A 21482-nucleotide genomic window follows, 5' to 3' on the forward strand; every position below is an offset into this window, starting at 1 on the left:
CCCACTACTCCTTCAGCGCCTTGATGCAGTCGGCGAAGCCGCCGACCAGCCGGTCGATCTGGTCGTCGCCGGTCACCGGGCTCACCAACATCATATTGTGAAATGGCGCCAGCAAAATTCCCCGATTGGCGAGGAAAATGTGGATCGCGGCCTCCAGCGCGGGGTGCATCGCCGCCTTCGCCTCGCCGCCGCTGCGGGGCGGGACGAGACAGGTCAGAAACTCGACGCGCGCGCCGACCTGCGTGACGTGCCAGTCGAGCGACGCAGCGGCGATTTCGCGCTCCAGCCCCGTGACCAGCCGCGCGGCGCCGCGCAACATGGCGTCATAGGCGGTGGGGGTGATGACCTCGCCGAGCATGACGTCCATCGCAGTGATCGCAAGCGCGTTGGCGGAGAGCGTCGTGCCGATGCCGCTATGCCCCGGCGGGCGCCTCCTGTTGAGCGCCGCCATGCGCTCCGCGACCGCGGCGCTGAAACCATAGACGGCGCACGGCACGCCGCCGCCGATCGACTTTCCGACGACCATCAGATCCGCCATAGGGCCGTGGGTGCGGGCATGGCCGCCATAGCCCGAAGAGATGCTGTGCGTTTCGTCGAAAACCAGCAGCGTGCCCGTCTCGTCGCACAGGCTGCGCAGCGTTTCGAGGAAGCCCGGCGCGTCCTGCACCATGCCGACGTTGGTCATGACGGGTTCGGCGAGGACGCAGGCGATATCGCCGCTGCGCAGCGCGGCGGCAAGCGCGCCCGCATCGTTGAACTCGATCACCGTCGTCGTGCCGCGAAGATCGTGGACCTGGCCGATCAGGCTGGCGCGCATCACCGGCGCGCCGTTTTTCAGATCGACGAACACATCGTCGACGGCGCCATGATAGGCGCCGTTGAAGGTGAGGATTTTCGGGCGCCCGCTGATCCCGCGGCACCAGCGGATGACGGCGCGATTGGCTTCGCTCGCCGTGGTCGTCACCTGCCATTGCGGAAAGCCGAACATGGCCGAAAGCTTCGCGGCCAGCGCGGCACCGCGGGCGGTGGGCAGCATATAGCTCAGCCCCTCGGCCGCCTGCCGTGCGAGCGCGGCCGCGAGCGCGGGCGGCGAATGGCCGAACAGGCTGGCCGTGTCGCCAAGGCAGAAATCGTCATAGGTCCGCCCGTCGATGCTGGTCAGCGTCGCGTCCTTGGCCGAGGCGGCGACGATCGGGGCCGGGCTGGGCCAATCCTTCATCCAGTGGAAGGGCACTGACTGGAACCAGCCGGTCGCCGCGGCCTGATGCGCGAAAGCATGCGGGTTGTCGGCGCGGAAACGATCGGCCTCGCGCGCGGCGACGCGGGCGATGGCGGCGTCGGCGATCATCCCAGCCTGTCTTTCAGTGCGTAATAGAGAAGGCCCAGCGTCGCGAGCGGGCGGCGCAGCCATTTGCCGCCGGGGAAGGGGCGCGACGGCAGGCTCGCGAGCACGTCGAAGCGTTCGGCGGTCCCCGCCAGCGCCTCGGCGATCAGTTCGCCCGCGGTCGTCGTGATCAGCGCGCCATGCCCCGAAAATCCGTGCGCGAAAAAGACATTCCCGCGCCGCCCGATATGCGGCAGCCGGTTCATCGTCACCGCGACCGCACCGCCCCAGCCATAGTCGATCTTGGCGTCGGCGATCTGCGGAAACACCGCGGCCATGAACGGACGCACGAACGCGGCGATGTCGCGCGGCGGCGTCTGCGAATAACGCTCGCCGCCGCCGAAGATCAGGCGCTTGTCGGCCGACAGGCGGAAATAGTTGAGCACGAAACGGCTGTCGGCGACCGCGGCGTCGCTGGGCAGCAGTGCATCGGCGTTCGCGAGCGGCGCCGTCGCGATATTATAGTTCATGATAGGTACCGTGTAGCGCCCGAGGTCGGGCTCGACCTCGCCGATCCAGCTATCGGTGGCGTCGATGACGTAACGAGCTTCGATGATGTCCCGTGTTGTGAACAGCCCGCTCGATCCGTCGCTTAAGTTTACAATTTGTTCGACGCGTTCATTCTCCAGGATGCGCACCCCCATGGCCTCCGCCGCCTTCGCTAGGCCGATGGCATAATTAAGCGGGTGGAAATGGCCGCCCTGCGGATCATGGATTCCACCATGATATAAGGGGCTCGAGATATGCGCGCCCATCGCGGATTTTGTGACGACTTCGGTTGTATAACTGAAGCGTGTGTCGAGAAAGGCGGCTTCGCGTTGCATGGCGTCGAAGTCTTTCGGCGTCCACGCTGCCTCCAGATGGCCCGCTTTTAGGTCGCAATCGATGCCATGGTTTTCGATCCGCGCTTTGACGCGATTGTTGCGCCAGCACAGGTCGAACAGTGCATCGGCGCGCTCGCGGCCGAACTCTTCCTCCAACTCGGATGTAGTCCAGCGCAATCCCGGTATCAGCTGCCCGCCGTTGCGCCCCGAGGCCCCGAAGCCGACATGCTCGCGCTCGATTAGGATCACCGAAAAGCCGCGCTCCGCGCAGGCCAAAGCGGCCGAAAGGCCTGTGAAGCCGCCGCCGATCACAGCGACGTCGCACTCCAGATCGTCCGCCGTTGAACGAAGCGGCCGCCACGGATTCGCCGTCGCGGCATAATAGCTGTGGCTCAGCGGGTCGGTCATGGCGTCGCGCGCGTCAAACGCGCATCAGCAGATGTTCGCGCTCCCAGCTCGACACCACCGACTGATAGTTGAACAGCTCATAATCCTTCACGGCGTAGAAGATTTCGAAAAAATCGTCGCCGAGCAGGTTGCGGACCTTCTTGCACGAGCTGAACCGGTCGAGCGCGGCTTCCAGCGTGCGCGGCAGGGTGCGGGCGCGGTTATAGGCGCTGCCGGTGATCGGCTTGGGCGGAACCATGCGGTCGATCATGCCGATATAGCCGCAGACGAGCGAGGCCGCGATCGCCAGATAGGGATTGCTGTCGGCGCCGGGCAGGCGGTTTTCGACGCGGCGGTTATTCTTGTCCGACACTGGGATGCGAAAGCCGCATGACCGGTTGTCGACGCCCCACTGGACGTTGATCGGCGCCGCGCTGTCGGGACGCATCCGGCGAAAGCTGTTCACATTGGGCGCCCACATGGGCGAGATTTGCGGCATGAAGCGGATCAGCCCCGCGACATAGGATCGAAAGGCCGCGCTGTCGCGGCCGTTGGCGGTCGCGAACAGGTTGCGCCCCGTCTCGGCATCGACGACCGATTGGTGAATGTGCATCGCGCTTCCCGGCTGACCGGCCATCGGGTTCGCCATGAAGGTGGCATAGACGCTGTGTTGTTTCGCGACGTTGCGGACGACGCGTTTGAAGAGAAACACCTCGTCGGCGAGCCGCAGCGGATCGCCGTGCATGAAATTCACCTCGAGCTGTGCGGCGCCCATTTCGTGGATCATCGTGTCGATATCGAGCCCCATGAGCTCGCAATCGTCATAGATATGATCGATGATATCCTCATATTCGTTCATGGCTTCAAGGCCATAGGGCTGGCTCGCGGTTTCCGCCCGGCCCGACTGGCCGGTCGGCGGCGTCAACGGAAAGTCGGGGTCGGTGTTCTGCGAGACGAGATAGAATTCGACCTCGGGCGCGATGATCGGCTTCCATCCCTTGTCCTGGTAAAGGCCCAGCACCTTTTTCAGGATCGTCCGCGGCGCGATATCGACCTCGGTCCCGTCGCCATTATAGGCATCGGCAATGACGAAGGCCGTCGGCGAGGTGAAGCCCGGCGCGACGCAGATGGTATCGGGGTCGGCAAGCAGGATTTTGTCGGGATCCTTGTCCCAGATATCGTCGATATCCTCGGGATAATGGCCGTCGATCGTGCAGATGAAGACGCTGCCGGGGATACGCAGCGACTTGTCCTTGACCGAAGCGAGGAATTTCTTGGCGGGCAGAACCTTGCCGCGCTGGACCCCGTTGATGTCGGGAACGATACATTCGACTTCGTCGATATTATGGTCGCTGATCCATTGTTCCAGATTGACTGACATGCGCCCCCGATTGGGCCGAGGAGCCGGCCCGTTTGTGGAAGGTGCAGCGTATAGCGAAGTCCGCCGGAGCGCCAGAGGGGCCGTTATCGGTCATTTCGGGCATTGCCAGTCGCACGGTAGCTCGCCAGATTGCGCCCAGATTACGCATCGTCATTGCGAACGGATTGCCGCGTCGCCTTCGGCTCCTCGCGATGACGATTCTTGGGAAGAGGAACATGACGATGCAGGGTGACAACGACCAGCTGGCAAGCTTCTGGATGCCCTTCACCGCGAACCGTTCCTACAAGGCCCATCCGCGCCAGCTCGTCGCAGCGAGCGGGATGTATTATCAGTCGGGCGACGGGCGCCGGATCCTCGACGGCACCTCGGGCCTGTGGTGCAGCAATGCCGGCCACTGCCGGCCCGAAATTGCCGAAGCCATCGCCAAGGCGGCGACAACGCTCGATTTCGCGCCGACCTTCCAGCTTGGCCATCCGCTGCCCTTCGAGCTGGCGCAGCGTCTCGCGGCGCTGATGCCCGAAGGGCTCGACCGGATATTCTTTACCAACAGCGGGTCCGAATCGGTCGATACCGCGCTCAAGATCGCGCTCGCGGTGCAGCGCGCGAAGGGGCAGGGGACGCGCACGCGGCTGATCGGGCGCGAGCGCGGCTATCATGGCGTCGGTTTCGGCGGAATCAGCGTCGGCGGGATCGTCAGCAATCGCCGCACCTGGCCGGGGCTGCCCGGAACCGATCATCTGCGGCACACGCACGATCTGGCGCGCAATGCCTTCACGCGCGGTTTCCCGGCGCACGGCGCCGAACTCGCCGACGACCTTCAGCGGCTCGTCGACCTGCATGGCGCCGAAACGATCGCGGCGGTGATCGTCGAGCCGATGGCGGGATCCACCGGCGTGCTGATTCCCCCGGCCGGTTATCTCCAGCGGCTGCGCGAGATTTGCGACCGGCATGGCATCATCCTGATCTTCGACGAGGTAATTACAGCATTCGGCCGCGTCGGCGCGGCGACCGCTGCCGAGGCCTGGGGGGTGACCCCCGATATCATCACCATGGCGAAAGGGCTGACCAACGCGGCGGTGCCGATGGGCGCGGTCGCGGTGAAGCGCGACCTGCACGACGCGGTGATCGAAAGCGTGCCGGGCGGGATCGAACTGTTCCACGGCTATACCTATTCGGGCCATCCGCTTGCGAGCGCGGCGGGGCTCGCGACGCTCGATCTCTATGCGCGCGAGGGGCTGTTCGAACGGGCGAACGAACTCGCCGGCTATTGGGAGGATGCGGCGCACAGCCTGAAGGGGCGGCGCCACATCATCGACATCCGCACGATCGGGCTTGTCGCCGGCATTGAGCTCGAACCGCGACCCGGCGCCCCGACAGCGCGGGCGATGGAGCTGTTCCACGCCGCCTTCGACAATGGGCTTCTGGTCCGCGCGACGGGCGACATCATCGCCCTGTCGCCGCCGCTGATCGTCGAAAAGGCGGAGATCGACGCGATGTTCGGCAAGCTTGCCGAGCTTCTGGAGCGCGTCGATTGACGGCCTCTCTCTGGTGGGCGCACAAAAAAGGGGCCGCATATGCGGCCCCTTTCTGCAACCGGTTCTGAACCGGGACAGGCTCCCGGTCCGTCCTCAGCGCTTGTCGACCGGGACGTAGGCGCGCTGCGTCGGGCCGGTGTAGAGCTGGCGCGGGCGGCCGATCTTCTGCGCGGGGTCCGAAATCATCTCGTTCCACTGCGCGACCCAGCCGACGGTACGGGCGAGCGCGAAGAGCGCGGTGAACATCGTGGTCGGGAAGCCGATCGCCGACAGGATGACGCCCGAATAGAAGTCGACATTGGGGAAGAGCTTCTTTTCGACGAAATAATCGTCGTTGAGCGCCATTTCCTCAAGCTGCAGCGCGACGTCGAAGACCGGATCGTTGACCTTGAGCGCGGTGAACACCTCGCGCACGGTCTTCTGCATCACCGTCGCACGCGGGTCGTAATTCTTGTACACGCGGTGGCCGAAGCCCATCAGGCGGAACGGATCATCCTTGTCCTTCGCGCGCGCGATATATTCGGGGATGCGTTCGGGACGGCCGATTTCGCGCAGCATGTTGAGCGCGGCTTCGTTGGCTCCGCCATGCGCCGGACCCCAAAGACAGGCAATGCCCGCCGCGATGCACGCGAAGGGATTGGCGCCCGACGAACCCGCAAGGCGAACGGTCGAGGTCGACGCATTCTGCTCATGGTCGGCATGCAGGATGAAGATGCGGTCGAGCGCGCGGACAACCGCCGGATCAACCTCATATTCCTCGGCCGGAACGCCGAAGGTCATGCGCAGGAAATTATGCGTGTAGCTGAGGTCGTTCTGCGGATAGATGAAGGGCTGACCCACCGAATATTTATACGCCATCGCCGCGATCGTCGGCATCTTGGCGATCAGGCGGTGGCTCGCGATCATGCGCTGGTGCGGATCGTGGATTTCGGTCGAATCATGATAAAAGGCCGACAGCGCGCCAACCACGCCGCACATGATCGCCATCGGGTGCGCGTCACGGCGGAAGCCGCGATAGAAGGTCGCAAGCTGTTCGTGCAGCATAGTGTGGCGCGTGATCGTGGTATCGAACTTCGCCAGCTCGTCGCCGCTCGGCAATTCGCCGTTCAGGAGCAGATAGGCGACCTCCATGAAGGTCGAATGTTCGGCAAGATCGCCGATCGCATAACCGCGGTGGAGCAGGACGCCTTCGTCGCCGTCGATATAGGTCAGCTTCGACTCGCAGCTCGCGGTCGAGGTGAAGCCCGGATCATAAGTGAAGGCGCCGGTCTGGCCGTAGAATTTGCGGATGTCGACGACGTCGGGGCCGACGGTGCCCTTCAGCACCGGACTCTCGACAATCTTGTCGCCCAGGGTGATTTTCGCGGTCTGGTCGGTCATATTTTTTCCCCTGATCTGCGGGCGGGAGAGTGAGTGGCTACGCCCCTGCCGGATAATTGTGCGCTGCGTCAAGTCGCGCCAGGCTCTCGTCGCGCCCCAATAGCAGCAAGACGTCGAAAATGCCCGGAGAAACGGTGCGGCCGGTCAGCGCGGCGCGCAGCGGTTGAGCCAGCTTGCCAAGGCCAACTCCGGCCGACTCGCTCGTCTCGCGCACCGCCGCCTCGATGGCATCGTGCGACCAGTCGCCGAGCGCGCGCAGGCGGTCGGTGACATTCGCCAGCAAGCCTTCCGGGGCTTCGGCGATCAGCGCGGCCGCTTTCTCTTCGACCGCCAGCGGACGCACGGCAAACAGGAAGACGGCGCCCTCGGCAATCTCGTCCAGCGTCTTGGCGCGCGGCTTGAGCACGTCCATCGCGCGCGCCAGCAAGGCGCTGTCGTCGCTGTCGAGCGCGCGGCCGACCAGCGTCTCGATGCGCGGCGCCACCAGGCCGGCAAGCCGGGCATCGTCGGCCTCGCGGATATAATGACCGTTCAGATTCTCGAGCTTCTTGAAATCGAAGCGCGACGGCGAGCGGCCGACATTGGCAAGATCGAACCATTCGACGGCCTGCTCGCGGCTGATGATTTCGGCATCGCCATGCCCCCAGCCGAGGCGCAGCAGATAATTGTTCACCGCCTCGGGCAGATAGCCAAGCTCGTCGCGATAGGCATCGACGCCGAGCGCGCCATGCCGCTTCGACAGCTTTGCGCCATCGGCGCCGTGGATCAGCGGGACGTGCGCATAAACCGGCTCGCGCCACGCCATTGCGCGGATCAGCGCGAGTTGGCGGAAGGCGTTGTTCAGGTGATCGTCGCCGCGGATGACATGGGTGATCCCCATGTCGTTATCGTCGACGACGACGCTGAGCATATAGGTCGGGGTGCCGTCGCTGCGGAGCAGGATGAAATCGTCGAGCTCGGCATTCTGGACCGTCACCTCGCCCTGCACGCGGTCGTGGATCGTCACCGCGCCGTCCTGCGGCGCGCGCAGGCGGAGGACGTGCGGCGCGGCGGGATCGCCGTCGTCCCGGTCGCGCCACGGGCTGCGAACGCGGAAGGGGATGCGCTTTTCCTGCGCTTCGGCGCGCATCGCGGCGAGTTCATCCTGCGTCAGATAGCAGCGATAGGCCGCGCCCTTGGCGAGCAGCTCGTGCGCAACCTCGGCATGGCGCGCCGCGCGCGCGAACTGATAGACGGTCTCGCCGTCCCAATCGAGGTCGAGCCATTGCATCCCGTCGAGTATTGCGTCGATCGCGGCATCGGTCGAGCGTGCGCGGTCGGTATCCTCGATCCGCAGCAGGAACTTGCCGCCGTGATGACGCGCAAAAAGCCAGTTGAACAGCGCGGTCCGCGCGCCGCCGATGTGCAGATATCCCGTGGGGGAGGGGGCGAAGCGGGTGACGACGGCGGCGCCCGTCGCTTCGGGGGTCGCTTCTGCCAATTCGGTTTTGTTTTCGGTTGCCACTCTGGCCTCTTTCACTCAGGCTGCCGGCCGCGGAACAGGGACCGCGGCGGATTTCGGGGCTGCCCCTAGCATGGCGACAAGCAGGCTTCAAACGCCCATTGCCGCGCGGACGCTTTCATGGTTCGGCGCGTTTCCGGCGGCGCTCGAGAGGCGCCTGGAGATCGAGCGCGAGCGGCTGCCGCTCTGGCTTCCCGTGGCCTTCGGCGCGGGGATCGCGCTGTGGTTCGCTTTGCCGACCGCAGCGCAATGGATCGGGCTTCTTTGCGCCTTGGCGGGGGGCATGGCCTTCGGCCTGGCAATCGGCTGGCAGACCCGCGTTGGCCGCGCGCTGACGATCGGCTGCGGGGTTGCGGCGGCAGGGCTGCTGCTGATCTGGGGCCGCGCGCTGTGGGTCGAGGCACCAGTGCTCGCGCGGCCGGTGACGACCGAATTTTCGGCGCGGGTCGAAGCCGCCGAGCCCTTGCCGGCGCGCGCGCAATTGCGGCTTGTCGTGCGGCCGCTCGCGCGTCCCGATCTGCCACCGCGCCTGCGGCTGACGCTGCGCGGCGACCAGCGGCGCGCGATCGTGCCGGGGACGATGATCGGCGTGCGCGCGCGGCTGATGCCGCCGCCAACCGCGAGCCTGCCCGGCGGCTACGACTTTGCGCAGCGCGCGTGGTTCGACCGCATCGGCGCGGTCGGAACAGTGCTTGGCGATGTCATACTGCCGCCGGGCGCCGAGCATGCGCGCCAGCCGCTGCGCGCGCGGCTGAGCGAGCATATCCATCGCCAGGTTGCGGGGTCGCCGGGCGGCGTCGCGTCGGCGCTGGTGACGGGCGATCGCGGCGCGATCACGCCCGAGGACGAGGAGGCGATGCGGCGCAGCGGGCTGGCGCATCTGCTGTCGATCAGCGGACTGCACGTCACCGCCGTGGTCGGCTTCGCGATGCTGCTCGCCATGCGGTTGCTGGCGCTCAGCCCGCGGCTCGCGCTCGCGGGCTATGTGTTGCCGCTTGCCGCCGCCGCCGGGGCGCTCGCTGGGGGCGGCTATACGTGGTTGGCTGGCGCCGAGGTGCCGACGCTGCGGTCGTTGATCGCGGCGTTGCTGGTCCTGGCGGCGATCCTGCTGGGGCGCGAGGCGATTACCCTGCGGCTCGTCGCCGCCGGCGCGCTGCTCGTGCTATTGTGGCGGCCCGAGGCGCTGGTTGGGCCGAGTTTCCAGCTCAGCTTCGCGGCGGTAACCGCGATCGTCGCGCTCCACGAAAGCAGGGCGATGCAGCGCTTCGTCGCGCGGCGCGAGGAGCCATTTGCCTTCCGCTTCGGGCGTGGCGTCGCCGGCTTGCTGATCACCGGCATCGTCGTCGAGGTCGCCTTGTCGCCGATCGCGCTGTTCCATTTTCACAAGGCCGGGCTTTATGGCGCGCTCGCCAATGTCGTCGCGATCCCGCTGACCATCTTCGTCATCATGCCGGCGGAGGCTTTGGCGCTGCTGTTCGACGCGGTAGGGGCGGGGGCGCCCTTCTGGTGGGTCGCCGATCATGCGCTGCGCCTGCTCATCGGGCTCGCGCATCATGTCGCCGCGGCGCCTGGCGCCGTCACCACCTTGTCCGTGTTTCCGCCATGGGCCTTCGGCGTCGCAATGGCGGGCGGGCTGTGGATATTGCTGTGGCGCAGCGGGTGGCGCTGGGCGGGCGCCGTGCCGCTGGTAGCGGGAATGGCGGTGCTGCTCGCACAGCCGCGCCCCGACCTGCTCGTGACCGGCGACGGGCGGCATATCGCAGCCGCCGTGCCGGGCGGCGGCTATGCCATGCTGCGCGATCGTGCCGGCGATTTCGTACGCGACGCGATGGCCGAAGCGGCGGGGATCGACACGCCGCTCGTCGCGCTTGGCGATCTCGACCATGTCGATTGCAATCGCGATTTCTGCCGTTGGACCCAAGGCAGGGGCGATGCGCCGCGCGTCATCCTTGCCGCGCATGGGCGCGACCGGATCGCGGGTGAGGAGATGGCGGCCGCCTGCGCAGCCGCCGATGTGGTCATCAGCGAACGCTGGCTACCGCGCGAATGCGTCGCGCGCTGGCTGACGATCGACCGCGACACGCTGGAAGAAAGCGGCGGCCTTGCGCTTTATCTGGGCGCGAAGCCGCGGCTCGTTTCGGCGCTGCGCGCGGGCGATGCGCATCCTTAGCGCCGCCCGCACCAGCTTAGTGGTAACGACGAAGCAGTCCCGACAGCCGACCTTGCACCATGACGCGATCGGCTTCGTAACGCTGCGGCTCATAGGCGCTGTTGGCGGGATCGAGGCGCACCATCCGGCCTTCGCGATGAAAATATTTGAGCGTTGCGTCCTGTCCGTCGACGAGCGCGACGACGATATCGCCCTCGCGCGCGGTACTCGCCTTCTGGATCAGCGCATAATCGCCGTCGAAAATCCCCGCCTCGACCATCGAGTCGCCCGATACTTCGAGCGCATAATGTTCGCCCGCGCCGAGCAACGCGGCGGGAACGGCGAGCCGGTTATAATCCTCGAACGCCTCGATCGGGACGCCGGCGGCAATCTTGCCGTGCAGCGGCACTTCGATAATGTCGTTCGCGGCGATGGGCTTCAGCGCCGGTGCGGGCTTGCGCAGCGGCACCACATTGTCACTGTCGCTCCGCGTTTTGGGCTTGGCCGCATCGGGCAGCTTCAACACTTCGAGCGCACGCGCACGATTGGGCAGGCGGCGCAGGAAGCCGCGTTCCTCGAGCGCGCTGATCAGCCGGTGGATGCCCGATTTCGACTTGAGGCCCAGCGCCTCCTTCATTTCCTCGAACGACGGCGAGATGCCGCTGGCGTCGAGCCGTTCCTGGATGAAGTGGAGCAGTTCATGCTGCTTCGCGGTCAACATCGGTCGTTCTCCATGATGGCGTTGCCGGACATAAGGGGAACGATAGTGGAACAGACCGGAACTTGTCAAGCGATCGCGATATAGTTTGCAAGCTCCCCCGCCGCGCGGGGTGCTGCGCCGATATCGCGGACGATCAGCGCGTTGGCAGAGATCAGCGGTTGCGTCTGGCCGCTGTCCTGTCCGTCGCAGGGGGTGAGCAGTCCCTTGTCGAGGCGCGCGCGCAGATAATCGCGCCTTGCCCCGCCGGGCCCGAGTGGAACCGCGAGGGGGGCCTGGCTGACCTCCGGCAACGGCGCGGCCGCCCCGGCAAGGTAGCGGACGAGCGGTAGCAGAAAGAGCGTCGCGGTCACGAACGCCGAGGACGGATTGCCCGGCAGGCCGAGCAGGATCGCGTCGCCGATCCGGCCGGCGATCAGCGGCTTGCCGGGGCGCATCGCGATCTTCCAGAAATCGAGCTGCCCGCCCGCATCGTCGAGCGCGCCGCGGACATGGTCGTGATCGCCCACCGACGCGCCGCCAACGGTAACGATGACATCGTGCCGCCGCGCCATATCGCCCAATATATTGGCGAGAACGCCGCGATCGTCGCGCGCGCGCAGCGGCAGCGTGACGTCGGCGGGTTCGGCGGCGAGCATCGCGGCGAGCATCGTGCCGTTGCTGTCGGGTATCTGACCGGGCGCGAGCGCCCGCCCGGGCGCGACCAGTTCGTCGCCTGTCGTCAGGATCGCGACGCGCGGGCGTCCCCCGACGATCAGGTCGCCCGCACCGCCCATGATGGCGGCGGCGAGCGCGCCGGGAGAGAGGCGACATCCCGCCGTGAGCAAATGCGCTCCCGCTGCAAAATCGCTTGCCCGGGCGCGGACATGGCGTCCACGCGACGCGGGGCCATCGCCGGTGAGTGTCAGGCGCGCGCCATCGGCGATGACATCCTCTTGCACCACCACGGTATCGGCATTGGCCGGCAGCATCGCGCCGGTGAAGATGCGGATCGCTTCGCCGGGGCCGAGCGCGTGGGCGGGCGCGGTGCCGGCGGCGACTTCGCCGGCGATCGTCCACGGACCGGGCAGATCGGCAAAGCGGATCGCATAGCCGTCCATCGCCGACAGCGCCGCGGCGGGCTGGTCGCGCCCGGCGATGATGTCCTGGGCAAGGTAGCGCCCGGCGCATTGCGCCACGCCGATATTGTCGGCGCCGAGCGGCGGCTTCAGCGCCAGCAGCCGCGCCTGGGCCTCCTCGACCGCGAGCAGCGCGCTCATGCGGCGCGCCAGTCGCCCGACCGGCCGCCGCTCTTTTCGAGCAGGCGGATATCGCCGATTACCATGGCCCGGTCGAGCGCCTTCGCCATGTCGTAGAGCGTCAGCAATGCGACGGACGCGGCGGTTAGCGCCTCCATCTCGACCCCCGTCGGCCCGGTCGTCGCGGCGGTCGCACGGACCGAAATGCCATCGGCCTCCCAGTCGAAGTCCACGGCGACGCTGGTCAGTGCCAGCGGGTGGCAGAGCGGGATTAGCTCGGCGGTTCGCTTGGCCGCCATGATGCCGGCGATGCGCGCGGTCGACAGCACATCGCCCTTGGGCGCGTCGCCAGCGCGGATCGCGGCGAGCGCTTCGGGCGTCATCGTGATGCGGCCGCCGGCGACGGCACGCCGACCGGTCGCGGCCTTCGCGCCGACATCGACCATATGCGCCGCGCCGCTTTCGTCGAGATGTGTTGGTCGGTTCGTCATCGATGCGGTCCTTTGTCAGTGCGCCTCGGACAGCGGGAAGGACACGGACACGCGTGTGCCCTTACCGACTTCGCTTTGAATATCGAGCTGGCCGTTATGCCGTTCGCTGATGTGCTTGACGATCGCCAGCCCCAGCCCGGTGCCGCCGACCGAGCGGCTGCGCGCTTCGTCTACGCGGTAGAAGCGTTCGGTGAGGCGCGGGAGGTGATCGGGCGCGATCCCTTCGCCTTCGTCCTGGACCGACAGACGGACGCGGCGGCCTTCGCGCGTCAGTTCGACCGTCACCGGGGTGCCGGGGCGGCCGTATTTCATCGCGTTGGAGACGATATTGTGGACGAGCTGGCCGAGCTGCGCCGCGTCGCCCAGCACCGGCTGTGCAGCGTCGCCGAGGCGATCGACAATGTCCTGCGGCCGCGCCTCCGCACTGTCCTTCATCTGGGCGAGCGTATGGCGGACGATGGCGGCGAGATCGACCGGGGTGGTCGGGCGGCGGAAGCGATCGGCTTCGACCCGCGAGATCGACAGCAGGTCGATGACGAGCTGCTGCATCCGCCGCGCCTCGCGCTCGATGATCGCGAGGAAACGGTTGCGCGTCGGGGCATCGGCCTCGTCGTTCATGTCCTGCAATGTCTCGACATAGCCGAGGATCGCGGCAAGCGGCGTGCGCAGTTCGTGACTGGCGTTGGCGACGAAATCGGACCGCATGCGGTCGGCGGCATCGATCGCCGAGCGGTCGGACAAAAAGATGATGCGGCCGCCGTGCGACAGCGTCGCGATCCGCATTGTCCAGCGCTGGCCGGGCCGCGGATAGTCGGCGAGATCGACGGTCATCGCGCCCGTGTCGACGTCGCCAGCAGACAGCCATTCGGCCGCCACCGGATGGCGGATCGCGGTGCGGATGTCGGCGCCGACGATGTGGCGTCCGAGCAGGCGGACCGCTGCATCGTTGGCGATGGCGACGACATTGTCGATTACCCCCAGCACCGGTTCGCGCTCCTGATCGGCCCAGCGGGTGAAATCGGGATGGCGCAGCAGCAGCGGCGGTTCGGCGGGGACCGGAGAGGCGGCGGCAGGCTGCGTCGCGGCGGGCGGCGGCTGCGCGCCATAAACAAGGACAGCGCCGAGCGCCCCTGCGAGTGCCAGGATCGCGATCGAGGCGAGGTCGCCGCCGACAAGCGCCGCGAAAATCGCCGCGACGGCGACAAGCGTCAGCGCCGCAACCAGGCTGGATAGGCGGTCGAACATCGACGCTGCGCCTCGCACGAAGCGGCGCGGCGCGCAAGGCGCTTCGCGGGCCGGTGCATCGGGTTACCATCGCGGCGCAGCCTGTCCCAAAGCGGGAAGGGCGCGGGAGGCGGCCGGTCTTTTGCTTTTCCTAAAGGCTTCACTGGTTTAATGCGCGGCCATGGAAGACAGCGACATCCCGAACGAAGCGCCGGCGACCGGCGACGAAACCGTTCCCTCGCGGCGCAAGATGCTCGCGCTCGGCGCGGTCGGCGTGTCGGCGGCGCTGACCATCCGCCCCGCCTTTGCACAGACTGCGGTATCGGTGATGAACTGCCAGATTCCGGTGCCCGACGCATCGGCCGCCGGCCGCTATATCAACGCCGCCGGCAAGCTTGTCCCACCGGGGACCCAGGGGGCGTTTCCGGGCGCGCCGCGGCCGTTCACCGGCGAGGAAGTGAAGCGCGCCTTTCGCGGCCAGACGCTACCGGGCACCAGCTACAACCAGTCGCAGGCCTATCTGCAATATATCCGGCGCTTGCAGGCGGGGCAGAGCGGCTTTACCTGTTTCGCATCCATCCAGATGCCGCGCTGATCGTCGCTCCCCCCTTTGCGATGATGGTTCGCCGGCATCGCAGACAAAGGGACAGATGTGAAACTAGCTTCGCTGAAAGCCGGGCGCGACGGCCGGCTCGTCGTCGTTTCGGACGACCTCGCCTGGTATGCCTACGCGACCCATATCGCGCCGACGCTGCAGGCGGCGCTTGACGACTGGGCGGAAACGGCGCCGCGGCTGAAGGCGCTTGCCGAGGACATCAATCACGAGGCGATCCCGCGCGAGCGCTTTCACGAGCGCGACGCCGCTTCGCCGCTGCCGCGCGCCTATCAATGGGCCGATGGCAGCGCCTACGTGAACCATGTCGCGCTGGTGCGGCAGGCGCGCGGCGCCGAAATGCCCGAAAGTTTCTGGCACGATCCGCTGATGTATCAGGGCGGCAGCGATGCCTTTCTGGCGCCGCGCGATCCGATCCCGCTCGGCGATCCGGCGTGGGGCTGCGACATGGAGGCCGAGGTGGTGGTCGTCACCGGCGACGTGCCGATGGGTGTCGATGCCGAAACGGCGCGGAGCCACATTCTGCTCGTCGGCCTGACCAACGACGTGTCGCTGCGCGGGCTGATCCCCGGCGAACTGGCCAAAGGCTTCGGCTTTTTCCAGTCGAAGCCGTCGAGTGCGATGTCGCCGGTGTTCGTTACACCCGACGCGCTCGGCGACCGGTGGCAGGACGGCAAGCTGCACGGCGCGCTGTGCGTCGACCTCAACGGCCAGCCGCTCGGCCGCGCCGATGCCGGCGTCGACATGACCTTCGACTTCGGCCAGCTGATCGCCCATGCCGCGAAAACGCGCGACCTGCGCGCGGGGACGATCATCGGATCGGGGACGGTTTCGAACCGCGACGCCGATGGCGGACCCGGCAAACCGATCGGCGAGGGCGGGCTCGGCTACAGCTGCCTTGCCGAAGTGCGGACGGTCGAGACGATCCGCGACGGCGAAGCGAAAACGCCCTTCATGCAGGCGGGCGATACGGTGCGGATCTGGATGGACGACGAGCGCCACCACAGCATCTTCGGCGCGATCGAACAGACGGTCGCCTGACGCGCCGGCAGCAAAAAAGGGGCGGGAATGATCCCGCCCCTTTTTTGTTGGGTTTGCGATGCGGCGTTCGTCAGGGCTTGCCGCCGCCGAGGCTGCCGCCCGACATTGCATCGCTGAGCGAGCAGGCCGCCGGGCCCAGGATAACGATGAACAGCACCGGCAGGATGAACAGGATCAGCGGTACCGTCATGATCGCGGGCAGGCGCGCGGCCTTTTCTTCGGCGCGCATCATGCGTTCGTTGCGGAATTCCGCCGACAGGACACGCAGCGCGCTGGCAAGCGGCGTCCCGTATTTCTCGGTCTGGATCATGGTGGTGACCACGCCCTTCACCGATTCGAGGTTCACGCGATACGCCAGATTTTCGAACGCTTGCCGCCGTTCGGTCAGGAAGCCGAGTTCGATCGAGGTCAGCGCGAATTCCTCGCCCAGTTCGGGATAGGCACGGCCGAGTTCCTTCGACACGCGGGAAAAGGCCGAGTCGACGGTCAGACCCGCTTCGGCGCAGATGACCAGCAGGTCGAGCGCGTCGGGAAGGCCCTTGCGGATCGCGTCGGTGCGCTTTTGCCGCTTGTTCTGGATGAACAGGTCGGGCGCCTTGTAACCGAGGATGAGCATGGCCATCGTCGCGCCCGAACGCTTGAACGGCGTCAGGTCGGGCCACATGTCGATCCAATAGATCAGCAGTGCCGCGATACCGCCGAAGACGATCGGCAGGACGAGGCGGCCGAAAATGACCGCGACGGCCAGATCCTTCGACCGGATGCCCGCCTGCGCCAGCTTTTGCTGCACTTCCTTGATCTGGCTGTCCTGCAGCACCTGCAGCTTGCCGAGGAAGGTGCGCATCTTGTCGGCGGTATGGTTCTTGCGGACGAGGCGCGCGCGGCGCTTGGCGGTCGAGGCGGTGATCCCCGCCTTCAGCTGTTCGCGGCGATCGTTGAGCGCCTTCACGCGCTTCGCCATCGGGTCGCGAACGGTCAGCGCGCCGTAAATGGCTACCATGACCGCGAAGATGCCGACCGCAACGAGCATGGTCGAGGCCCAGACGACGTCGACGCCCAACAGCGTCGGGCCCTGCTGCGCTCCGGAGAAGGCAGTGAGGAGGAGGGTGCTGTTCATGCTGCGTCCTTCCTCAGATTTCGAACGAGATCATGCGCGACATGATGAAGGCGCCGATGCTCATCCACACCAAACCGCCCAGGCCAGCGACGATCAGCCGCTGTTCGAAGAAGAAGCCCTGCAGATAGCCGGGGTTCATCGACCAGACGACGCCGAAGACGAAGAACGGCAGGGCGCCGACGATATAGGCCGAAGCCTTGGCTTCCGAAGACATCGCTTTGATCTTCAGCTTCATCTGCGCGCGCTTGCGCAGCACGTCCGACAGATTGGCCAGCGTTTCGGCAAGATTGCCGCCCGTTTCGCGCTGGATCGCAATGGTGATGCAGAAGAACTGGAATTCGGGCGTACCCAGCATTTCTGCCGATTCCTGCAACGCCTGTTCCATCGTGTTGCCGATGCGGATGCGTTCGACGATCCCGCGAAACTCCTCGCCGACGGGGCCGGGCAGTTCCTGGCTCACCACCTGAAAGGTTTCGGTTACGGGAAGCCCCGATTTCAGGCCGCGAACGAGCAGGTCGATCGCGTCGGGAAAACGCGCATTGAATTTGAGGACGCGCTTTTTGATGATCCGCCCGACCACCATATGCGGAAGTCCGACCCCGGCGAGCAGCCCGAACATCAGCGCCAGCATGAAAGGCGCGCGAACGGACAGCATGCCGCCCGCAACGACGACGAACAATGCCATCGACGCGAACATATATTTGCTGAGCGTCCAGCCCTTGCCGGTCCGGCGAAGGCGCAGTTCCATCAATTCGCGCCGCGGCATCAGGCTGCTGATGCTGGCGTTGCCGCTATTGCCAGCGGCAGCGATCGTCTTGCGCATCTGCGCTGCGACGACCGCCTCGGTCGAGGCCGCGTGGCGATCCTTCACCGACGACAGGCGGCGGCTCTTGGCCTTGCCGGCAGAAGGTCCGGCGAAAGCCAGCGCCAGCATGCCGACCGCCAGCAACGCGGCGCCGAATGTTAGGATGATTGGCAGGTTCATGATCGCCCTTTGCCCCGTTCCCGCTGTGGTCGCGGCGGCGGCCGGCCTGCGCCGGCCGCCGTCACGTGCTTATTTCGCGCCTTTTTTGACGAGCGTACCCAGACCGCCCAGCTTGCCGAGCAGCGAGCCGCCCGATTTTGCTTTCGCCGGCGCCGTCGCCTCTTCGGCTTCGGCATCGGCGCCGTCGAGGACGACGCGTGTCAGATTGGCCCAGACCTGGCCGGCCTTGGTTCCCTTGCACACCTCGGCATAGGATTTGCCGAGCTTGGCCGCCTGCGCGACCAGCTTGGGGTCGAAGGGGACCACGACATCGATCGCGCGTTCGATCGACGATTCGAACTCCTTGCGCGACAATTCGCCGATCGTGGTCTGGAACTTGTTCGCGACGAGCACGACGCGCGCGCCCGGCACATTTTGCTTGAACCACGACAGGAGACGGATCGTATCGCGCGCCGAAGCCAGCGTGACGTCGGTGACGAGCACGATCGTCCCGCATTCCGACACGAGGTGCGGGAAGGGGATGAGAACCTGACGCGGAATATCGACGATCGTCATCTCGAACGCGTTCCGCAGCTCTTCCTCGAGCTGATAGAAGGCCGAACCGTCGGTCATGACCGGCTGGTGGATCGGCGCTTCGGCCGACAGCAGGCTGAGCTTGTCCGAGGCGCGCACCATGGCGCGTTCGATGAACAGCCCGTCGATACGGCTGGGATTGTCGATCGCGTCGATCAGCCCGCGGCCGGGCTCGAGATCGAGCGTCAGCGCACCGGTGCCGAAATGCACGTCGAGGTCGAGCAGCGCGGTCTGGCGGTCGGCCTGTTCGCTGATCGCCCAGGCGAGCGAGGTCGACACCATCGAGGCGCCGACGCCGCCGCGCACGCCGACGACCGCCATCATGTGGTGCGGCTTGTCGTCATGCATGTCGGCATGCTTGGGGGCCGAAAGGATCGCCTGCGCATTGGTCAGGGCGTCGCGGACCTGATCGAGCGACAGCGGTTTCAGGAGGTAATCCTGAATGCCGCTCGACAAGAGATCGCGATAGAGGCGAACGTCGTTGACCTGGCCCGCCGCGATGACGACGGTGCCGGGTTCGCAGACCTCTGCCAGCGCGTTGATGTCGTTGATCGGATCGCCCGACTCGGACATGTCGACGAACAGGATGTTCGGGCTCGCCGAGACCGACAGCGACTGCACCGCGTTGCGCAGGCCGCCCTTGTTGCACTTCTCGATGGGCCAGCCCATGTCGGCGGCGGCGACGCGGATCAGCTCCAGCGTATCGTCGTCGCACACAAAGGCGTTGAACGGGTCACGCAGCCCGGCTGCTTTGAAAGGCGCGTTCACTGGCTTCCTCCGCTGTTGCTGGTCGCCTGTCCGCGCAGGTCGCCTGCGCCCGTCGGCGGTTTGTCGCGATAGGTCTTGATCGCTCGGGTCGCGGTCGTCGGATCATTGTCGCGCTCGCTGGTGCCCTTGATCAGATCGTTGGGATCGGCGACCATCGCGGCCAGATTGCTGTTCGTCGCGCAGCCATAGTTGGCCGAGGTCGCGTTGTTGACGTTGATCGCCGAACGGCTCGACCAGTTGGGGCAGCTCGGCACCGAAGCCGAAGCGCGCGTCACGATCACGCGAACATAGCCCGGCGCGACCGCGCCCGTCGTCACCGGCACATCGCCGCTGAGCAGCAGGCCGCGGCGTTCGACCATCTCGCGGATCGTTTCCTTCGCGCCGCTGCTGCCATAGGCCGACGGGTCTTCGATCGCGATACGGTCGCCGTAACGGACGTTCATGGCATCGAGCCAGCCCTGCAGACGGCCTTGCTCGCTGGGGGCGAGGTCACCGCCTGCCGCCGCGACGTCGAACTGGTAGATATCGTTGCGCACGACCGGCTGATGCACCGATTCAAGGCTGCGATTGCTGTTCGCGGCGCCTGCGCAGCCGGCGAGAGTGGTTGCCAGCGCCAGGACGGTCCAAGTTGCGATTTTCTTCATCACGTTGCTCCTGTTTGCCAGCATCACTTCTTGAGGTTGAAGCCGGGCGCCGCATCGGGCGAACCCGCGCGCGGCCGGTCGGCATCGTTCACCGAGGTGTCGAGGCGCGGTTTGGGACGATCGCCGCCCGTCACGCCATCGGTCTGCTGATTGAGCAGCAGGCGCTGAAGGTCGTTCGCGTCCTGATAGCCATCGGTCGGCAGCTTGATCTCGTTCGCCGACACCGGCTTGACGAGATAGGGTGTAACCACGATCACCAGTTCGGTTTCACCGCGGCGGAAGCTGTCCGATTTGAACAGCATGCCCAGGATCGGCACGTCGCCGAGGCCAGGCACCTTGTCGATGGCGCCGATCGAACGGTTGTTCATCAGGCCCGCGATCATGAAGCTTTCGCCCGAACCGAGTTCGACCGTCGTTTCGGCGCGGCGGATGGTCAGCGCGGGGATCTGGAAGCCATCCATTTCGATCGCGCCTTCGGTCGACAGTTCCGACACTTCGGGACGGACGCGCAGGCTGATGCGGCCATTCGACAGCACCGTCGGCGTGTAGGCCAGGCTGACGCCATATTTGCGATATTCGATCGTCGTGCCGGCGAAGTTGCCGGGGATCGGGATCGGGAATTCGCCGCCCGCCAGGAAGTCGGCGGTTTCACCCGAAATGGCCGTGAGGTTCGGCTGTGCCAGCGTCACCACCATGCCCGAGCGTTCGCCGAGATCCAGCGAAGCCATCAGGTCCATGCCGAACAGGCGGCCGGCGGCCCCAAAGCTGTTGGTGCCCGTGGGAACATTGAAATTATAGGCGGTCGTGCCAGGCGCAACCGGCGGTTCGCCTTCGCCCGGATAAAGGATCGAGCCCGGCGAGCGGCCGCGCACGATGCTGCCGAGAAAGCCGTTGCCCATCGCCCCGTCGCGATCGCGCGACAGCACGTTGCCGCTGATTTCCTTGACGAGCGTGCGGTTCACTTCGGCGATGCGGACCTGCAAATTGACCTGCAGCGGCGTCGCGGTGCGCAGGCGCGAAAGTACCTTCGTCTGTTCACCGACAAACGCCTGGACGAGGCGTTCGGCCTCGGCCGCATCGTCGGGCGACTGGACGGTGCCGGTCAGCAGGACGAAGCCGTTCATCGTGTTCGACTGGATCTTCGCGTCAGGCATTGCGAGCGCGAGCATCTGGTCGATCGTTTCGATATTGTTGCCGACGCGGGCAACGGTCGAATAGACAACGCGGCCGTTGCCGTCGGTCGCATAGATGCTCGTTTCACCCGGCGCCTTGCCGAAGATGTAGAGCTGGCGCGCCGAGCGGACCTGAACGTCGGCAACCTGGTCGTTGGCGACGAAGACGTCCGACATGGCGGCCGGCAGGCTGACCAGGCGGCCGCGGCCGACCGACAGGTCGATGCTGCTGCTGGCGTTCTGAATGGCCTGCGCAACGGCTTGCTGCGCGGGGGCGGAGATCAGCGTCGCTGCAACCAGGCCGACGGCCAGGGTGCGGGCGAGGGCCGCCGCCTTGAAATTGGCTTTGCTGTGCAT

18 protein-coding genes are annotated in these 21482 nt (G+C 66.2%); 4 read left to right on the forward strand and 14 right to left on the reverse strand.

The genetic code is table 11. The features are described 5' to 3' along the window. Nucleotides 1–4: 4 nt before the first annotated feature. From AOA14_RS13870 to AOA14_RS13880, 3 genes are read right to left on the reverse strand one after another with little or no spacing between them, the layout of a single operon-like run. Entirely contained in the window at nucleotides 5–1348 is a 1344-nt protein-coding gene (locus AOA14_RS13870; protein WP_062902218.1) for a transaminase, read from the reverse strand. Then, the gene (locus tag AOA14_RS13875) at nucleotides 1345–2616 is read right to left on the reverse strand and encodes an NAD(P)/FAD-dependent oxidoreductase (RefSeq protein ID WP_062902219.1); all 1272 of its coding nucleotides are present in this window, start codon (nucleotides 2614–2616) and stop codon (nucleotides 1345–1347) included. Before AOA14_RS13875 ends, AOA14_RS13870 begins: the two co-directional genes overlap by 4 nt. A 13-nt stretch (nucleotides 2617–2629) precedes the next feature. Beyond that, nucleotides 2630–3976, reverse strand: a complete 1347-nt coding sequence (locus tag AOA14_RS13880; RefSeq protein WP_062902220.1) for a glutamine synthetase family protein — start codon at nucleotides 3974–3976, stop codon at nucleotides 2630–2632. Nucleotides 3977–4191: 215 nt separating this feature from the next. Between AOA14_RS13880 and AOA14_RS13885 the strand changes: the two genes are divergently transcribed. Beyond that, nucleotides 4192–5511, forward strand: coding sequence for an omega-aminotransferase AptA (locus tag AOA14_RS13885; protein WP_062902221.1), 1320 nt, complete (start codon nucleotides 4192–4194; stop codon nucleotides 5509–5511). Nucleotides 5512–5604: 93 nt separating this feature from the next. Here AOA14_RS13885 and AOA14_RS13890 read toward each other — a convergent pair whose 3' ends face one another. Both AOA14_RS13890 and gltX read right to left on the reverse strand, forming a co-directional pair. Then, complete coding sequence (locus tag AOA14_RS13890) at nucleotides 5605–6891, reverse strand: citrate synthase (protein ID WP_062902222.1); 1287 nt, start codon at nucleotides 6889–6891, stop codon at nucleotides 5605–5607. Between the two features lie 37 nt (nucleotides 6892–6928). Continuing rightward, complete coding sequence (gltX, locus tag AOA14_RS13895) at nucleotides 6929–8395, reverse strand: glutamate--tRNA ligase (protein ID WP_062902223.1); 1467 nt, start codon at nucleotides 8393–8395, stop codon at nucleotides 6929–6931. Nucleotides 8396–8465: 70 nt separating this feature from the next. Between gltX and AOA14_RS13900 the strand changes: the two genes are divergently transcribed. Continuing rightward, complete coding sequence (locus AOA14_RS13900) at nucleotides 8466–10562, forward strand: ComEC/Rec2 family competence protein (RefSeq protein WP_062902224.1); 2097 nt, start codon at nucleotides 8466–8468, stop codon at nucleotides 10560–10562. Between the two features lie 16 nt (nucleotides 10563–10578). On the opposite strand, the gene lexA is transcribed toward AOA14_RS13900, so the two are convergent. The 4 genes from lexA to AOA14_RS13920 all read right to left on the reverse strand — a co-directional run bounded on the left by lexA (nucleotide 10579) and on the right by AOA14_RS13920 (nucleotide 14233). After that, the gene (lexA, locus tag AOA14_RS13905; RefSeq protein ID WP_058813269.1) at nucleotides 10579–11262 is read right to left on the reverse strand and encodes a transcriptional repressor LexA; all 684 of its coding nucleotides are present in this window, start codon (nucleotides 11260–11262) and stop codon (nucleotides 10579–10581) included. 65 nt (nucleotides 11263–11327) lie between these two features. Further along, nucleotides 11328–12518: a molybdopterin molybdotransferase MoeA gene (locus AOA14_RS13910; RefSeq protein ID WP_062902225.1), complete on the reverse strand. Its 1191-nt coding sequence runs from the start codon at nucleotides 12516–12518 to the stop codon at nucleotides 11328–11330. Beyond that, nucleotides 12515–12988 (reverse strand): cyclic pyranopterin monophosphate synthase MoaC, encoded by a 474-nt coding sequence (gene moaC / locus AOA14_RS13915; RefSeq protein ID WP_062902226.1) that lies wholly within the window; start codon nucleotides 12986–12988, stop codon nucleotides 12515–12517. The genes AOA14_RS13910 and moaC overlap by 4 nt, the downstream gene beginning before the upstream one ends. A 15-nt stretch (nucleotides 12989–13003) precedes the next feature. Then, a complete protein-coding gene (locus AOA14_RS13920; protein ID WP_062902227.1) occupies nucleotides 13004–14233 on the reverse strand; it encodes a sensor histidine kinase in 1230 nt (409 codons plus the stop codon). 160 nt (nucleotides 14234–14393) lie between these two features. On the opposite strand from AOA14_RS13920, the gene AOA14_RS13925 reads away from it, so the two are divergent. Next, nucleotides 14394–14807, forward strand: a complete 414-nt coding sequence (locus AOA14_RS13925) for a hypothetical protein (RefSeq protein ID WP_062902228.1) — start codon at nucleotides 14394–14396, stop codon at nucleotides 14805–14807. A gap of 57 nt (nucleotides 14808–14864) precedes the next feature. Next, the gene (locus AOA14_RS13930) at nucleotides 14865–15866 is read left to right on the forward strand and encodes a fumarylacetoacetate hydrolase family protein (RefSeq protein ID WP_062902229.1); all 1002 of its coding nucleotides are present in this window, start codon (nucleotides 14865–14867) and stop codon (nucleotides 15864–15866) included. Between the two features lie 70 nt (nucleotides 15867–15936). On the opposite strand, the gene AOA14_RS13935 is transcribed toward AOA14_RS13930, so the two are convergent. The 5 genes from AOA14_RS13935 to AOA14_RS13955 all read right to left on the reverse strand — a co-directional run bounded on the left by AOA14_RS13935 (nucleotide 15937) and on the right by AOA14_RS13955 (nucleotide 21482). Next, the gene (locus AOA14_RS13935) at nucleotides 15937–16983 is read right to left on the reverse strand and encodes a type II secretion system F family protein (protein ID WP_062902230.1); all 1047 of its coding nucleotides are present in this window, start codon (nucleotides 16981–16983) and stop codon (nucleotides 15937–15939) included. A 13-nt stretch (nucleotides 16984–16996) separates the two neighbouring features. After that, nucleotides 16997–17968 (reverse strand): type II secretion system F family protein, encoded by a 972-nt coding sequence (locus AOA14_RS13940; RefSeq protein WP_062902231.1) that lies wholly within the window; start codon nucleotides 17966–17968, stop codon nucleotides 16997–16999. A gap of 69 nt (nucleotides 17969–18037) precedes the next feature. Further along, nucleotides 18038–19309, reverse strand: a complete 1272-nt coding sequence (locus AOA14_RS13945; RefSeq protein WP_062902232.1) for a pilus assembly protein CpaE — start codon at nucleotides 19307–19309, stop codon at nucleotides 18038–18040. Then, nucleotides 19306–19953: a CpaD family pilus assembly protein gene (locus tag AOA14_RS13950; RefSeq protein WP_040590037.1), complete on the reverse strand. Its 648-nt coding sequence runs from the start codon at nucleotides 19951–19953 to the stop codon at nucleotides 19306–19308. Before AOA14_RS13950 ends, AOA14_RS13945 begins: the two co-directional genes overlap by 4 nt. 23 nt (nucleotides 19954–19976) lie before the next feature. Then, nucleotides 19977–21482 (reverse strand): type II and III secretion system protein family protein, encoded by a 1506-nt coding sequence (locus AOA14_RS13955; protein WP_062902233.1) that lies wholly within the window; start codon nucleotides 21480–21482, stop codon nucleotides 19977–19979.

This window comes from Sphingopyxis terrae subsp. terrae NBRC 15098, from assembly GCF_001610975.1.
Lineage (GTDB): Bacteria > Pseudomonadota > Alphaproteobacteria > Sphingomonadales > Sphingomonadaceae > Sphingopyxis > Sphingopyxis terrae_A.